The following is a 14,945-nucleotide window of genomic DNA, read 5'->3' as shown; positions in this document are numbered from 1 at the left end:
CCCGCCGCGAACTCGCCCCGGCGATCAGCACATCCGGTGAACGGAACGCGGAAAGGGCCCCCGAGCAGCAGCTCGGAGGCCCTTCCCGTGAAGCCGTGTGTCAGTCGAGGTAGTCGCGCAGCACCTGCGACCGCGACGGGTGGCGCAGCTTCGACATCGTCTTCGACTCGATCTGCCGGATCCGCTCCCGGGTGACCCCGTAGACCTGGCCGATCTCGTCGAGCGTCCGCGGCTGGCCGTCGGTGAGGCCGAACCGCAGCCGCACGACACCCGCCTCGCGCTCGGACAGCGTCGCGAGCACCGACTGCAGCTGGTCCTGCAGCAGCGTGAAGCTCACGGCGTCGACCGCGACGACGGCCTCGGAGTCCTCGATGAAGTCGCCGAGCTGGCTGTCGCCCTCGTCGCCGATGGTCTGGTCGAGCGAGATGGGCTCCCGGGCGTACTGCTGGATCTCCAGCACCTTCTCCGGGGTGATGTCCATCTCCTTGGCGAGCTCCTCCGGGGTGGGCTCGCGGCCCAGGTCCTGGAGCAGCTCACGCTGGATGCGCCCGAGCTTGTTGATGACCTCGACCATGTGCACCGGGATGCGGATGGTGCGGGCCTGGTCGGCCATCGCGCGGGTGATCGCCTGCCGGATCCACCACGTGGCGTACGTCGAGAACTTGTAGCCCTTGGTGTAGTCGAACTTCTCGACGGCGCGGATCAGACCGAGGTTGCCCTCCTGGATCAGGTCCAGGAACGCCATGCCGCGGCCGGTGTAGCGCTTCGCGAGCGAGACCACGAGCCGCAGGTTCGCCTCGAGCAGGTGGTTCTTGGCGCGCTCGCCGTCGCGGACGATCCAGCGCAGGTCGCGCCGCAGCTGCGGGGAGACCTTCTCGCCGGCGTCGATCGAACGGCGCATCCGCTCGGCGGCGTAGAGGCCGGCCTCGATCCGCTTGGCGAGCTCGACCTCCTCCTCCGCGTTGAGCAGCGCGACCTTGCCGATCTGCTTCAGGTAGGCGCGGACGGAGTCGGCCGAGGCGGTGAGCTCGGCGTCCTTGCGCGCCTGGCGCAGCGCCTCGGACTCCTCCTCGTCCCACACGAAGTCGCCGGACTTCTGCGGAGTGGAGGAGCGCTCGCGCTGTGCGGGGTTGCGACGGTTGGCGCCGGTGTTGGCGACCTCTTCGTCGTCATCGTCATCGTCGTCATCGTCGTCGTCCGCGATCTCGACGGCGGCGGTGTCGTCGCCGACGAGATCGGCTTCCAGGTCGACATCGACTTCTTCGAGGTCGGTGACCTCAGGGGCACCGTCGAGCTCGGCGTCGCCGTCGAGCTCGGGTTCGTCGGCGCCACCGGCCGCCTTCTTCGTTGCGGGCGCGCCGTCCTTCTTGGCGGCGGCACCCGCCCGAGGGCGCGACGCCTTGGTGGCGGTCTTCGTCGCAGTACCCGCCGCCGCCCGCGAACGGGGACGACGAGCAGGTGCGACGGCCGTCGGGTCGACGGACGTATCGGTGCGGCTTGCGGAGTCTGCGGCTGCCACTAGGCCCTCTCGCTACGGTTCGCTCTGCCGTGAACCGGGACGCGAATCATCCGGCTGACGGGATCGAGATCGGTTCGAGCAACCCGCGGATCGCCGGCATCGGAGGCGGTCACGGTGCGGGGTACCGATCCATTGTAACTGCGTGTGCGGATCCGTACGCCCCATGGCGCCCCCGCGCGTCACATCGGAGTTCCCGCGCCTCGTCCACAGTGCTCCCCCGGGGGAGCTGCTGGCCGCTCGCGACCACTATCCCCCCAGGTGGGCGCGGGGCGCGACCGCTGGGACGGTCGAGGGCACCGAGCCGACCGAGCGGGTCGGCTCCGGTCGCGCCACCAACGTCGCCGTCACCACGACCACCGTCGCGAGCACCGCGACCGCCAACCGCCCCAGCATCCCGATCGCCATGCCTGTCCCTGTCTCACCAAGATCACGAGTGGGCGCACTCTAAGGCATCGCCCGGCACGGGCAGAATGGCCTGATGTGCAAGCCGAACAGCTACCGGTGAGCGTGCCGGCCGACGACGAGCCGCAGCGGCTGAGGGCGGTCGCCGAGCAGGTGGCGCTCGAGGCCGCCGAGCACCTGCGCGCCCTGCCGCGCCCCTGGGACGACGGCGTGCCCGGCGAGGGCGTCGCCACCAAGAGCACGCCGACCGACGTCGTCACGGCGTCCGACCACGCGCTGGAGACGCTCCTGCGCGATCGGCTCGCGCAGCTGCGCCCCGGCGACACCGTCCTGGGCGAGGAGCACGGCGGCGTCGTCGAAGGGCCGGGTGTCGCGTGGGTGGTCGACCCGATCGACGGCACCGTGAACTTCCTCTACGGGCTGCCCTGGTACGCGATCTCGGTCGCCGCGGTGCGCGACGGGGTGTCGCTGGCAGGTGCGGTCGTCGAGCCGTCGTCCCGGCGGTTGTGGAGCGCCGCGGCCGGCCACGGGGCGACCCTCGACGGCGTGCCGCTCGCGGTGTCCGGCGCGACGGACGTCGCGCTGTCGCTGCTCGGGACCGGCTTCTCCTACCGCGTGGAGCGCAGGGCCCGCCAGGCCGCCATGGTGGGCGCGCTGCTCACGCACGTGCGTGACGTGCGCCGCACCGGATCGGCCTCGCTCGACCTCTGCGCCGTCGCCGCCGGCTGGACCGACGCCTACATCGAGCACGGCTGCAACTGGTGGGACTGGGCCGCCGCCGCGCTGATCGCGGCGGAAGCGGGCGCGACGGTCCGCGTGCCCGGCGCCCCCGGCAGCACCCCGCCGGACGACGGCCTCGGCGCCGACGCGCTGTTCGCCGCGACCCCAGCGATAGCCGCGGAGCTCCACGACCTCGCCCGCCGGAACGGCGCAGCCGACGTCTGACCGACCCGAGAGCAAACCCCCCGGGGGGTGCCTGGGGAGGGCAGGAAAGCCACTTTCCTGCCCTGTGAGGGCCGGAAAGTGGCTTTGCTGCCCTCGCGTGCGGAACCGGCGCGGCCGGGCGCGCCCGGCCCCTGGGGTTGCCGGGAAAGTGGCTTTCCCGGCACCCGGCGCCCTGAAGGTGGCTTTCCAGGCAACGTGTGCGGAACGCACGCGTTGCGCACGGTCAGCAGCGGCCTTCGCGGGCCTTCTCCAACGCCGCGGGGTCGACGGCCGCGGGTTGGGCGGCCGGATCGCCGCCCTGCGGGTCGGCGTTGCCGGCCCCGTCGTTGCCGGCCGCGGGCGCGGCGAGCTGCTCGAGCACCTGGCGCACCGGGCGGCTCGGGTTCAGGTCGCCGAAGGCGGTGCCGATCGCGACGTCGACGGTGTCGTCGCCGCGCCCGTCGCGCACGAGCTCGGCGCAGGGCAGCAGCAACGAGAGGGTGCTCGCCCCGGCCGAACCGGACGCGCCGAAGCGGAGCTGCGCGACGCACTCCATCTCGCCGTCGGGGTAGAACGGGTCGTTGATGGCCTCGGCGTACTCGCCGAACCCGAGCTCGGCCAGCTGCGCGGCCACGAGGAGGGCCTGGCCGCGCTGGCCGCCCCCGTTGGAGACCCGCACCCGCACCGACGACGGAGCCACCGGCTGCGTGCCGTTCAGCGCGTCGCCGGCGAGCACCTCGCCGGGGCCGGGGCCCTGCGCCGCCGCGGGACAGGCAGCGGCGCCCGCAGCGCTGGAACCGCTGACCAGCACGGTCGTCCAGGTCGCGAGTGCGATCGCGGCCAGCACGGAGACCGTGACGATGATGGGGCCCTTCCGGCGGCGCTGGTAGGGGCGGTTGCGCACAGTCGTCACTCCAGGCCCTCGCTGAGAACGTGGTGGCCGAGCGCGACGAGCGGCTGCGCGCTGCCCTCGAGTCCGGCCGCCATCGTTGCCGGCACCATGCCGGCCTTCACCCGCGCCAGTATCCCCGCCAGCACGACGGCGAGCTTGAACGCGCCGAAGGCGACGTACCAGTGCAGCGGGCCGAGGTCGAGGCCGGTGCGGTGCGCGTACAGCTCCGCGACGCGCGCGCGGGTGGGGAAGCCGGGCTGCGCGGTCGGCCCCGGCACAGCGTGCGCGGCCTTCCACACGGGGTGCTCGTCGGACTGGCGCCAGTAGACGAGCAGCAGGCCCAGATCCGCCATCGGGTCGCCGAGCGTGGAGAGCTCCCAGTCGAGCACGGCCAGGATGCGCCCGGCGTCGGTGGCGTCGAAGAGGCAGTTGTCGATGCGGTAGTCGCCGTGCACGATCGTCGCCCGCTGCGCGGCCGGCACGTCGACGGCCAGCGCGCCCGCGAGCCGCGTGAGTTCGGCCACTGTGTCGGGCGCGATGTCGATCCCTACCGACTGCGCCTGCTCCCACTGCGTGACCCAGCGCCGCACCTGACGCTCCATGAACCCGTCGGGGCGGCCGAAGTCGGCGAGCCCGACGGCGGCGGGGTCGACCGCGTGCAGCGCCGCCAGCACGTCCACCAGTGCCTCGCCGGCCCGTTCCCGGTCGCGCTCCTGCGGTGCCCAGCCGCCCGGCAGCTCCAGGTCGACGGGAACGACCCCCTCGACGAGCTGCATCACGAAGCAGGGCGCGTCGACGGGCGCGCCGCCGTCGCTCGAGGCGAGCACCGCCGGGACCGGGACGGCCGTCCCGGCCAGCGCGGAGATGACCCTGCGCTCCCGGCCCATGTCGTGCGCCGTGGCAGCCACCTGCCCGACCGGCGGCCTGCGCAGCACGACGGCGCCGGCGTCGCTGTCGACGCGATAGGTCAGGTTGGAGCGCCCCGCACCGATCGGCGTCAGCCGGCACCGCACCCAGCGCGGATCGTCGAGCTCGGCGGCGAGCCACGCCCCGACGGCTCGCGGATCCGCTCCGGGGACGGCACCCTCGCGCGCGGGGTCAGTGGTGGCGGGCACAGGGGGACCTTAGGACACGGAAAATGTGCACGGTCGTGTCACAGGGGGAGGGGCGCGCCGCGCGCGTGCCTGAGCTAACCTCTGCGCCCCGGGGGGCTGCTGGACAGCCGATCCCAGACAGCGGATCCGAGGGCAAGTGACTGAGACCCGCATCACTCGGATGCCGGGCACAAACTCCGGTGCTGTGACGTTGTCCAGCGGCACGACGAATGAGAAGTGCGCACTTCAAGAGGGTGGGAACCATGGCAACCGACTACGACGCGCCACGGCGCAACGAGACCGACGACCTGGCAGAGGACTCGCTCGACGAGCTCAAGGCTCGTCGCAACGAGGCACAGTCGTCCGTGGTCGATGTCGACGAGACCGACACGGCGGAGAGCTTCGAGCTGCCGGGGGCGGACCTGTCGGGTGAGGAGCTGACCGTCAAGGTCCTCCCCAAGCAGGCCGACGAGTTCACGTGCGCCAGCTGCTTCCTGGTGCACCACCGCAGCAGGCTCGCCGAGACCAACGGCAACCAGTACATCTGCCGCGACTGCGCCGCCTGAGCTCGCGCCTCGACCACAACGTGATCTCCGCAAACTGAAACGCAGCCCCGGACCGGTGCACCCGGCCCGGGGCTCCTGAGCGTTCGCCCCCGTGGCCCTGGGGAGGGCAGGAAAGCCACTTTCCTGCCCTGTGAGGGCCGGAAAGTGGCTTTGCTGCCCACGCGTGCGGAACGCACGCATCTCCCGGCTCAGCGGCCGAGCGCGGCCAACAGCCGCTCGGGGTCCCGCACGCTGAAGATCCAGTAGGGCGTCGGGTCCTCCGGGTCGGTCACCTCGACCCGCACGAGCGGACCGACCCAGCTGCGGTGCAGCAGGAACGCCGCAGGGTCGAGCTCCGGGCCGAGCGCGATCTGCTTGTCGGCCTTCTGCACCACCTCGACGCGGCCCACGTGCCGCAGCGCGAGTGTGGCCTCGCCCACGCGCAGCTCCCCGGCGCCGACGCGGACCCGCACGCGCCCCAGCCAGAACAGCACCCCGACCGCCACCGGCACCAGCACGGCGTAGCCGATCCACGAGCGGATACCGGGGTAACCGAGGTGGATTTCCGCGCCGAGCAGCGCCGCGACGAAGACGGCCGGCACGTACCACCACCACGGCACGGACAACCGCTCGTCGAACCCGGAGCCGCCGGACGTCGCAGGTGGGGTGCTCGACGGATGTTCGTTCACGAAAGACGAGGGTAGCCTCGCCCGTCGTGTCCGGCCCCGTCGATGCTCCCCCGTACGAGCCGTCCACCGCACCGTCCAGCGCAGCCGCGATGGGGGGTGCGGTCGAGGTTCTCCTCACCCGGCTCGACCCTGGTCTGCCTGTGCCCGCATACGCCCGCCACGGCGATGCGGGCGTCGACCTGCACTGCACCGCGGACGTCGTCCTGCCGCCCGGGGAAAGGGCGCTGGTCGGCACGGGTGTGGCCATCGCGCTCCCGTTCGGTTACGCGGGCTTCGTGCACCCCCGTTCCGGGCTCGCCGCGCGCACCGGGCTGTCGATCGTCAACGCCCCCGGCACCGTCGACGCCGGATACCGCGGCGAGATACGCGTCTGCCTCATCAATCTCGACCCGCGCGCCGAGCTGCACCTCCGGCGCGGTGACCGGATCGCCCAACTGATCGTGCAGCGGGTCGAGCAGGTCCGGTTCGTCGAGGTCGCCGAGCTGCCGGCGTCCGAGCGCGGTGCAGGAGGTCACGGGTCGACCGGTGGCCATGCCCGGCTCGCGGCGGGGGAGCCGCAGTAGTGGCGGGCCGACGGCCCGGCGAGCGCTCCGGACAGCTGCGCACCGTCGAACGCCCACGCGTCCGGCACGACGAAGCTGACGACGCCTACGCCGAGCCGTACGCCGACGAGTACGGCGGTGAGTACGGCGGGGAGTACGACGAGAGCGACCCGCACTACCGCGGCCCGTACGACATCGGCGAGATCGACCCGGAGGCCACCGACGCGACGGGCATCGTCGACTTCGGCGCGGTGATGGTCCCGGTGCCGTCCTCCGGCAGCGTCGCCGTCGAGCCGACGGCCAACGGCCGCATGCAGGCCGTGCACGTCTCCATGAGCGAGGGACGGCTCTCGCTGAGCGCGCTGGCGGCGCCGAAGTCGTCGAAGCTGTGGCCCGAGCTGGCCAAGGAGATCGACGCGTCGCTGCGCGAAGGCGGCGCGCGGGTGCGGTCGTTCTCCGGCGAGTGGGGGCGCGAGCTGCACGCCACCACGGGCGCCGCGACATCGGTGTTCGTCGGGGTCGACGGGCCCCGCTGGATGCTCTACGGCGTCGCGACCGGCCCGACCGCCGCGTCCGCCGCGCTCGACCTCGAGCTGCGCCGGATGCTGCGCGGCACCATCGTCGTGCGCGGCAAGTCGCCCTACCCGGTGCGGACCGTTTTGCCGCTGGTGCTGCCGTCGCACCTGGCCCCGGCCGAGGACGAGGCGGCACCGGCGAACGGCAAGGTCAACGGGAACGCCCAGCGCCCCGTCAACGGCTCGACGAACGGCTCGACCAACGGCGCCGTCAACGGAACCGCTCACGCCCCGGTGGAAGCCCTGGAGACGCGGGCGTTGCCGGTGTCCGCTCCGGCGCCGGCGGACGACGGGTACGTCGACGAGTACGCCGAGGACGAGTACGTCAAGGACGGCTACGCCGAGGACGGCTACGCCGAGGACGAGTACGCCGAGGACGAGTACGCAGAGGACGACTACGCAGAGGACGAGTACGAGGACGAGTACACCGACGACCAGTACGTCGAGGACGGCTACGCCGACGACGGGTACCACCAGGACGGCTACGCCGACCGGTACGAGGACGACGACCGGGAAGGCGCCCGGGCCGGCCGCGGCGACGTCGTCGAGCCGCCGACGGAGTTCTGGTCGAGCGCCGAGGTCATGCGGGGCACGCAGGACACGACGCAGGAGACCACTGAGTTCGAGAACGATGGCGAATTCGAGGCGGACGGCGACTTCGAGGAGGGCGATTTCGAGGACGACGGCTCGGTCCCGACGTCGTCGTGGTCGATCGCCGATGCCGAAGACGGTGGCCGCCCGCCGAACGACGCGTTCGAGGCCCGGTACGGGCGCCGCCACCACCGCTTCCCGCCGGTGGTCGACGCCCCGCCGACGGCTGCTTTCGAGGCCACCCCGCAGGAGGAGTACGCGCAGCAGGAGTACGCGCAGCCGGAGTACGCCCAGCAGGACTATGCAGAGCCCGAGCAGGTCGTGGAGGAGCCGCGAGGCGGCCGGCGGCGGCTGCGCGAGCCGATCGAGGATGAGGTCGCGCCCCTGCCGGAGGCGGCCACGGAGCCGCTCGCGGTCGAGCAGCCACGCGATCGGCGCCCGTACGAGCCCTCGTACGAGTCCCGGTACGAGGAGCCGGAGGCGCCGGCCCTGCGCGGCACGCTCGACGAGCTGCCGATGGCGACGGGTCGCGACGACTTCGCCGACTTCCTCGCCTCCTGGTACGACAACGCGGCGGGGCGGCTCACCCGTCGGGACGAGGTCGACGGTCTGCCGGTCGGGGGTCTGCAGGTCGAGCCTGCCGCCGAACCGGTCGAGGAGCCTGCCGAGGAGCCGGTGGCGGAAGGTCCTGTGACCGCGCAGTTCGAGCACCTGTTCGCCGAGGAGCGCTCGCACCTCGACGACTTCGCCGAGCTGCTGGCGCGCTACGACTTGCCGCTCGAGCCGGACCCGGAGCCCGAGCCGGAGCCCGCGCCCCCGTCCGTCGATGACGTCGATCCGGCGATCCGCGACCTCCTCGCGGAGCTGCCCTCGGCGCGGGAGCTGTGGCCGGATCTCCCGCCCGCGCCGGAGCCGGAGCCCCTCGCTCCCGATGCTGTGGCGACCGACCCGATCGCGCCCGTCGCCCCCGCTGCCGCCGGGGATGCGTCGCCGGTCGACCCGACGGGCCCGTTCCCGATCTCCGCCTTCCTCGGGGACGTGCCCCCTGGCAGCTACGACTGGCGTTCCGTCGTCGAGCCGCGGCGCAGCGAGCCGCTCCCGAGCACCGGCCGCAGCGGCGACACCGGCCCCATCCCCGTCTACGACTCCTCGGGGTACGACATCCCTGCCGGCTCGCCTACGCCTGGCAACGAGGACACCGCGGAACACCACTGGCAGCCCGAGGACCTCGGGCCGCCGCCCCAGCCCGCCCCAGAGCCCCAGCCCGCCCCAGAGCCCCAGCCCCAGCCGGTCAACGGGCACGCACCACCGGTGTGGTCGGGCATCGACGAGTACGAGTGGGTGTCGGTGAGCGAGCTGCTCGGCGAGCCGGAGCCGGGCGCCGATCCGGGTGTCGATGCCGGCTGGGACGCCAGCCGTTCGTACCGCGTCGACGCGCACGGCTACGAGATCGTCGAGCGCAGCTACGACCCCTTCGGCGCGTACGACACCGAGGCCGGCGGATCCAACCCCTACGCGCGGGACTACTCGGCCGACGCCGAGTTCCGCTACGACCGGGTGGTCCCGCAAGAAGCGGGCTCGTACGGGCGTTCGGCCGAGACCGGGCCGTCGCCGGCGCACGTCACCCCCGGCGACGCCGCCGGCGGATCGGGGGCACCGCCGACGGGCCCGCAACCGGTCGTCGACGAGCGCGACCCCTACCGCGGGCGCTACTGACCTCGGCTAATCGCCGTAGGAGGCACGGAGCCAGCCGAGGACGGCAGCCCGTCCGATCACCGCGGGGTCGGCACCGAACGCCGTCAGCGACGCTGTCAGCAGCTCCGCACGGGGCATCAGGCGCTGCCACCGCTGCGCCTCGGCGAGCGGGTGCACCGGGTCGTCGACGAGGCCGGCGATCCCGACGGGCAGGGTCACCGTCCGCAGCGTGGCCGGGTCCGGGCCCGGTTCGGCCGCGGCGGCCTCCAGCGCGGACGCGAGCCCGTCGCCGTAGCGCGGCCACGCCCTGCCCAGCTCGGCAGCGAGCCACGGCGGTGAGCCGGCCCGTGCCGCTGCGAGCGCGGCGGCCACCCCGCCGGCCCTGACCTGCGCCGCGGTCGCCAGCGCCGCGAGTGCGGCCGGTGCGGCGCCGGACGGGCCGCTCCACGCCGGCAGCGCCAGCAGCAGCCCGCACACCGGACCGCCCGCCGGCTGTGTCGCGGCCCAACTCGCGGCCACGTGCGCACCGAGCGAGATCCCGCCGACCAGCACCGGCTCCGGCGCCTCGACGACGGCGTCGAGCGCCGCGCGGTACCCGGCGACGACGTCCGCGCCGCGGCGCGGAGCCGGGGCGATCAGCTCGATCCCGAGCGCTTCCAGCGGAGGCCCGAACGCCCTGCGCACGAAGTCGTCGTCGGAGGCGGAACCGGGCAGTACCAGCGCTCGTTGTGGCGCCGGGCACGCCTCGACCGACCGTTCGGCGCTCGATTGCCCGCGTGGGGCTCGACGGGGCCGGTCCAGCCCGGTCAGAGCCAGCGGAGCATGTTTCCTGCGGGTTACATTGGGGAAGGTAGCGGTCCCACCGTGGGCGCTGACAGCAACCGGGGGATAGATGGGCGGCACCGAAGGCAACGCGTTCCGTCGCATGTTGCGCAAGCTGACGAGCGACGTTGACGTTCTCGACGCCGATGACCTCTCCGAGGACGCCGAGCAGCAAGGCGCGCAGCGCGCCGCGGAGTGCGCCTGCGGTCAAGAGGTGACCGTGTTCGGAAGGCTACGCAGCGTCGAGTACGGTCCACAGAGCGCTGCGGCTTCGCTGGAGGCCGAGCTGTTCGACGGCACCGAGGGAGTCACGCTGATCTGGATGGGGCGTCGCCGCATCCCCGGCATCGAGCCGGGGCGCACCATGCGTGCGCGCGGCCGGCTCGCCCTGCGTGACGGTCGCAAGGTGCTCTACAACCCGTACTACGAGATATGTCAGGCGCAGTGAGCGAACCCGTACCCCAGCAGGGCCAGGCTCGTCCGGAGCGGGAGTTCCCGACTCTGATGGAGCAGATGGGCGGCGTCACCGGCATCGTCGCCTCGACCATCCCGGTGGTCGTCTTCGTCGTCTCGAACGTCCTGTTCGGGTTGCAGGTGGCGCTGATCGCCGCGATCGCGGCCGGCGTGCTGATCGCCGTCTACCGGATCGTGCGCAAGCAGGCGCTGCAGCCGGCCGTCTCCGGTCTGCTCGGGGTCGGCGTCGCCGCGTTCATCGCCTACCGCACCGGCGAGGCCCGCGGCTTCTACCTGCCGGGGCTGCTCTTCAGCGCCTCGCTGGGCCTCGCGTTCCTCGTCTCGCTGATCGTGCGCTGGCCGCTGGCCGGCGTGATCTGGCACGGCATCAACGGCGACGGCCAGTCGTGGCGGCAGGATCCGCGCCTGCTGCGCGCCTACATGTGGGCCACCGCGCTGTGGACGCTCGTCTTCGTCGCCCGCGTCGTCGTGCAGGGCCTGCTCTACAACGCCGACGAGGAGACCTGGCTCGGCATCGCCCGGCTCGCCATGGGCTACCCGCTGGTCGGCGTCGCGCTCCTGGGCACGATCCTCGCCGTCCGCCGCGCCCGCGCCGGCGACCCGCCCCAGCCCGCCTGACCGAAGCCACCCCAACTTCCCCACCGTTTCGGGCACATGCGCGCCTTTTCGGCGCGCATCCACCCAAAACGGTGGGGAACTTCGGTGGCTAGAAGCCCAGCGCCGCCCGGATGTCCTCTTCCGCGGCCGAGGTCGCGACGAAGAGCAGCTCGTCGCCGGGTTCGAGGCCGTCGTCGGGCTGCGGGACGATCACCCGGCCGCCGCGCAGGATGACGACCAGCGCGGAGTCTGTCGGCAGCCGCAGGGAGCGGACGGGCCGGCCGGCGAGGTCGGTCTCGGCCGGCAGCGTGATCTCCACGAGGTTGGCCTGGCCCTGCCGGAACGTGAGCAGTCGCACGAGGTCGCCGACCGCGACGGCCTCCTCCACCAGCGCGGCGAGCAGCCGCGGGGTGGAGACGGCGACGTCGACGCCCCAGTTCTCGTCGAAGAGCCACTCGTTGCGGGGGTCGTTCACCCGCGCGACGACCCTGCGCACCGCGAACTCGGTCTTCGCCAGCAGCGAGACGACGAGGTTCACCTTGTCGTCGCCGGTGGCGGCGATGACGACGTCGCAGCTCTCCAGCCCGGCCTCCTCGAGCGAGGCGAGCTCACACGCGTCGGCGTGCACCCACTCCGCCTGCTCGACGGCCTCCGGCTCGATCTGGCTGAGCTCCCGCTCGATGAGCATGACCTGGTGTTTGCTCTCCACCAGCTCCAGCGCGATGGAGCGCCCTACGGCGCCGGCACCGGCGATCGCGACCCGCATGGGTCAGCCCTCCTGCGGCGGCGCGGCCGCTGCTGCGGTGACATCGCTGACGGTGCCGGAGAGCGCCGCGACGTAGATCGTGTCCTCGGCCTGGACGGCGGTGTCCGGCTTCGGCAGCACCCCGGTGCCGAAACGCACGATGAACGCCACGCGGGCGCCCGTCGCGGTCTCCAGCTCGCGGACCGGGTGGCCGGACCACTCCTCGTGGACGGGCAGCGCCAGAATCGCGACGGTGCCGGTCGGCTCCCGCCACGCCGAGGCCACACCGTCGGGCAGCAGCATCCGCATGAGCCGGTCGGTGCTCCACGGCACGGTCGCGACGGTGGGGATGCCGAGCCGCTCGTAGACCGCGGCGCGCTTGGCGTCGTAGATGCGGGCGACGACCCGATCGATGCCGAAGGTCTCGCGGGCCACCCTCGCGGCGATGATGTTGGAGTTGTCACCGCTGGACACGGCGGCGAACGCCTGCGCCTGCTCGACGCCCGCCTCGATGAGGACCTCGCGGTGGAATCCCTGCCCGATGACCTGCTTGCCGCGGAAGTCCGGGCTGAGCCTGCGGAACGCCTGCGGCTCCTTGTCGATGACGGCGACGTCGTGCCCCAGCCGTTCCAAGCCCGATGAGAGCGCGGAACCGACCCGGCCGCACCCCATGATCACGACGTACACGACGGCCCTTCCCAGCAAGACGGTTCCAGCATGCGCTCACCTGCTGCAACGCACGAGGGAACGCTATCGCGTCGAGCCTGGCAGCACCGCATAGGCTGCCGCAGTGTCCAAGCTCGGCGTTGCGGTCAAACGCATACTCGTCGGGCGGCCGCAGCGCAGCGACCGCCTCTCCCACACGCTGCTCCCGAAGCGTGTGGCGCTGCCCGTCTTCGCCTCCGACGCGATGTCCTCAGTGGCATACGCCCCGGAGGAGATCTTCCTGACCCTGTCGGCCGCCGGTGTTGCGGCCTACGCGTTCTCGCCGTGGGTCGGCCTGGCGGTCGTGATCGTGCTCATGACGGTGGTCACCAGCTACCGGCAGAACGTCCACGCCTACCCGTCGGGCGGCGGTGACTACGAGGTCGCGACGGTCAACCTGGGGCGCAAGGCCGGCCTGACCGTCGCGAGCGCGCTGCTGGTCGACTACACGCTCACCGTCGCGGTGTCGATCTCGTCGGCGGCGGCGAACATCGGGGCGCTGATCCCGTACGTCGCCGAGCACAAGGTGCAGTTCGCGGTGGTGGCGATCCTCGTCCTGACGGCGGTGAACCTGCGCGGGATCAAGGAGTCGGGGGTCGCGTTCGCGATCCCCACGTACGCGTTCATCGTCGGGATCGGGGCGATGATCATCTGGGGGTTCACCCGGATCCTCGTCTTCGGCGACGAGCTGCGTGCGGTCAGCGCCGACGTCCAGCTGCTCGCCGAGGGCGACGCGTTCACCGGCATGGCGCTGGTGCTGCTGGTGCTGCGCTCGTTCACCCAGGGCGCGGCGGCGCTGACGGGCGTCGAGGCGATCAGCAACGGGGTGCCGGCGTTTCGCAAGCCCAAGTCGCGCAACGCCGCGACGACGCTGCTGATGCTGGGCACGATCTCGGTGGTGATGTTCTCCGGGATCATCGCGCTCGCTTTGATGACCGGCGCGAAGGTCGCGGAGTTCCCCGACACGCAGATCGTCGGCGCACCCGAGGGCTACATCCAGCAGACGCTCGTCGCGCAGCTCGCCGACGTCGTGTTCCAGGACTTCCGTCCCGGCTTCTTCTTCGTCGTCGTCTTCACGGCGCTGATCCTCGTGCTGGCCGCGAACACCGCCTACAACGGCTTCCCGGTGCTGGGCTCGATCCTGTCGCAGGACCGCTACCTGCCCAGGCAGCTGCACACCCGCGGCGACCGCCTCGCGTTCTCCAACGGCATCCTGGTGCTGGCCGGCGTGGCGATCGTGCTGGTCGTCGGCTTCCAGGCCGACGTCACGCGGCTCATCGCGCTCTACACCGTGGGCGTGTTCACCTCGTTCACGCTGAGCCAGGCCGGCATGCTTCGGCACTGGGCGCGCCTGCTCGCGACGGAGACCGACCAGCCGACCCGCCAGCGCATGCGCCGCTCGCAGGCGATCAACGCGTTCGGTGCGGCGATGACCGGGATCGTGCTGGTCATCGTGCTGATCACCAAGTTCACCCGCGGCGCGTGGATCGCGATCGCGGGCATGGTGTTCTTCTACGTGCTCATGCAGGCCATCCGCCGCCACTACGACCGGGTGGCCGCCGAGCTGGTCGCCGGCGAGGTCGACGGCGTGCTGCCCTCGCGCAACCACGCGATCGTGCTGGTCTCGACGCTGCACAAGCCGACCCTGCGCGCCGTCGCGTACGCCAGGGCGACCCGGCCCGACGTGCTCGAGGCCGTGACGGTCAACGTCGACGAGGCCGATACCCGCAGGCTCGTGCGCGATTGGGAACGGCGAAAGCTCCCGGTGCCGCTGAAGGTCGTCGAGTCGCCCTACCGCGAGATCACCAAGCCGGTGCTCGACTACGTCAAGCGGATCAGGACGAACAACCCGCGTGACGTCGTCACCGTGTTCATCCCCGAGTACGTGGTGGGGCGCTGGTGGGAGCAGATCCTGCACAACCAGAGCGCGCTGCGGCTGAAGGGCAGGCTGCTGTTCCAGCCGGGGGTGATGGTGACGAGCGTGCCGTGGCAGCTGGCGTCCTCGGAGCGGGTGGCCACGCGCCGGCCGGAGAGCCCGCCCGGGTCGTGGCGGCGCGGGTACGAGCAACTCCCCGGCGAGGACGGCACCCAGCCGGCCAAGCCGCCACCGGTGAAGCAGCGATGACGGAGGAAC

The 14,945-nt window shown here is 72.3% G+C and carries 15 protein-coding genes; 7 read left to right on the top strand and 8 right to left on the bottom strand.

Annotation, left to right across the window (positions count from 1 at the left end):
- Nucleotides 1–100: 100 nt before the first annotated feature.
- Both LL648_RS16185 and LL648_RS16180 read right to left on the bottom strand, forming a co-directional pair.
- The gene (locus LL648_RS16185; protein ID WP_232663375.1) at nt 101–1,519 is read right to left on the bottom strand and encodes an RNA polymerase sigma factor; all 1,419 of its coding nucleotides are present in this window, start codon (nt 1,517–1,519) and stop codon (nt 101–103) included.
- Between the two features lie 246 nt (nt 1,520–1,765).
- The gene (locus LL648_RS16180) at nt 1,766–1,924 is read right to left on the bottom strand and encodes a hypothetical protein (protein WP_232663374.1); all 159 of its coding nucleotides are present in this window, start codon (nt 1,922–1,924) and stop codon (nt 1,766–1,768) included.
- Between the two features lie 75 nt (nt 1,925–1,999).
- On the opposite strand from LL648_RS16180, the gene LL648_RS16175 reads away from it, so the two are divergent.
- Nucleotides 2,000–2,866 carry an inositol monophosphatase family protein gene (locus tag LL648_RS16175; RefSeq protein WP_232663373.1) on the top strand — a complete coding sequence of 289 codons (867 nt, stop codon included), beginning with the start codon at nt 2,000–2,002 and terminating at the stop codon, nt 2,864–2,866.
- A gap of 223 nt (nt 2,867–3,089) precedes the next feature.
- Here the strand turns inward: LL648_RS16175 and cei are convergent, their stop codons facing one another.
- Both cei and LL648_RS45225 read right to left on the bottom strand, forming a co-directional pair.
- A complete protein-coding gene (cei, locus tag LL648_RS16170) occupies nt 3,090–3,758 on the bottom strand; it encodes an envelope integrity protein Cei (protein WP_232663372.1) in 669 nt (222 codons plus the stop codon).
- A complete protein-coding gene (locus LL648_RS45225; RefSeq protein WP_232663371.1) occupies nt 3,755–4,852 on the bottom strand; it encodes a phosphotransferase family protein in 1,098 nt (365 codons plus the stop codon). Before LL648_RS45225 ends, cei begins: the two co-directional genes overlap by 4 nt.
- Nucleotides 4,853–5,094: 242 nt before the next feature.
- Here LL648_RS45225 and LL648_RS16160 point away from each other — a divergent pair, with 242 nt between their 5' ends.
- The gene (locus LL648_RS16160) at nt 5,095–5,397 is read left to right on the top strand and encodes a DUF4193 domain-containing protein (protein ID WP_232663370.1); all 303 of its coding nucleotides are present in this window, start codon (nt 5,095–5,097) and stop codon (nt 5,395–5,397) included.
- A gap of 188 nt (nt 5,398–5,585) precedes the next feature.
- On the opposite strand, the gene LL648_RS16155 is transcribed toward LL648_RS16160, so the two are convergent.
- A complete protein-coding gene (locus LL648_RS16155) occupies nt 5,586–6,065 on the bottom strand; it encodes a DUF3093 domain-containing protein (RefSeq protein WP_232663369.1) in 480 nt (159 codons plus the stop codon).
- An 89-nt stretch (nt 6,066–6,154) separates the two neighbouring features.
- Here LL648_RS16155 and dut point away from each other — a divergent pair, with 89 nt between their 5' ends.
- Nucleotides 6,155–6,628 (top strand): dUTP diphosphatase, encoded by a 474-nt coding sequence (dut, locus tag LL648_RS16150; protein WP_232663408.1) that lies wholly within the window; start codon nt 6,155–6,157, stop codon nt 6,626–6,628.
- Nucleotides 6,628–9,489, top strand: a complete 2,862-nt coding sequence (locus LL648_RS16145) for a DUF3710 domain-containing protein (RefSeq protein WP_232663368.1) — start codon at nt 6,628–6,630, stop codon at nt 9,487–9,489. The genes dut and LL648_RS16145 overlap by 1 nt, the downstream gene beginning before the upstream one ends.
- A 6-nt stretch (nt 9,490–9,495) precedes the next feature.
- Here LL648_RS16145 and LL648_RS16140 read toward each other — a convergent pair whose 3' ends face one another.
- The gene (locus LL648_RS16140; RefSeq protein WP_232663367.1) at nt 9,496–10,152 is read right to left on the bottom strand and encodes an alpha/beta hydrolase; all 657 of its coding nucleotides are present in this window, start codon (nt 10,150–10,152) and stop codon (nt 9,496–9,498) included.
- Nucleotides 10,153–10,360: 208 nt separating this feature from the next.
- Between LL648_RS16140 and LL648_RS16135 the strand changes: the two genes are divergently transcribed.
- Together LL648_RS16135 and LL648_RS16130 are read left to right on the top strand one after the other, a co-directional pair.
- Nucleotides 10,361–10,738, top strand: coding sequence for an OB-fold nucleic acid binding domain-containing protein (locus tag LL648_RS16135; RefSeq protein ID WP_232663366.1), 378 nt, complete (start codon nt 10,361–10,363; stop codon nt 10,736–10,738).
- Nucleotides 10,735–11,382, top strand: a complete 648-nt coding sequence (locus LL648_RS16130; RefSeq protein ID WP_232663365.1) for a DUF3159 domain-containing protein — start codon at nt 10,735–10,737, stop codon at nt 11,380–11,382. The genes LL648_RS16135 and LL648_RS16130 overlap by 4 nt, the downstream gene beginning before the upstream one ends.
- Nucleotides 11,383–11,470: 88 nt before the next feature.
- Here the strand turns inward: LL648_RS16130 and LL648_RS16125 are convergent, their stop codons facing one another.
- A complete protein-coding gene (locus LL648_RS16125; protein ID WP_232663364.1) occupies nt 11,471–12,127 on the bottom strand; it encodes a potassium channel family protein in 657 nt (218 codons plus the stop codon).
- A gap of 3 nt (nt 12,128–12,130) precedes the next feature.
- Nucleotides 12,131–12,793: a potassium channel family protein gene (locus LL648_RS16120; protein ID WP_232663363.1), complete on the bottom strand. Its 663-nt coding sequence runs from the start codon at nt 12,791–12,793 to the stop codon at nt 12,131–12,133.
- 103 nt (nt 12,794–12,896) lie between these two features.
- Here LL648_RS16120 and LL648_RS16115 point away from each other — a divergent pair, with 103 nt between their 5' ends.
- Nucleotides 12,897–14,936: an APC family permease gene (locus tag LL648_RS16115; RefSeq protein WP_232663362.1), complete on the top strand. Its 2,040-nt coding sequence runs from the start codon at nt 12,897–12,899 to the stop codon at nt 14,934–14,936.
- The last annotated feature ends 9 nt before the right edge of the window (nt 14,937–14,945 follow it).

Origin of the sequence: Pseudonocardia sp. TRM90224, from assembly GCF_021245725.1 — a bacterium.
Classification (GTDB): Bacteria; Actinomycetota; Actinomycetes; order Mycobacteriales; family Pseudonocardiaceae; genus Pseudonocardia.
This window is presented reverse-complemented; position numbering and strand designations above follow the sequence as displayed.

Bases quoted from the DNA above. Each gene is read 5' to 3' on its own strand.
- LL648_RS16180 (WP_232663374.1), bottom strand. From the start codon at position 1,924: ATGGCGATCGGGATGCTGGGGCGGTTGGCGGTCGCGGTGCTCGCGACG.
- LL648_RS16160 (WP_232663370.1), top strand. From the start codon at position 5,095: ATGGCAACCGACTACGACGCGCCACGGCGCAACGAGACCGACGACCTG.
- dut (WP_232663408.1), top strand. From the start codon at position 6,155: ATGGGGGGTGCGGTCGAGGTTCTCCTCACCCGGCTCGACCCTGGTCTG.
- LL648_RS16135 (WP_232663366.1), top strand. From the start codon at position 10,361: ATGGGCGGCACCGAAGGCAACGCGTTCCGTCGCATGTTGCGCAAGCTG.
- LL648_RS16125 (WP_232663364.1), bottom strand. From the start codon at position 12,127: ATGCGGGTCGCGATCGCCGGTGCCGGCGCCGTAGGGCGCTCCATCGCG.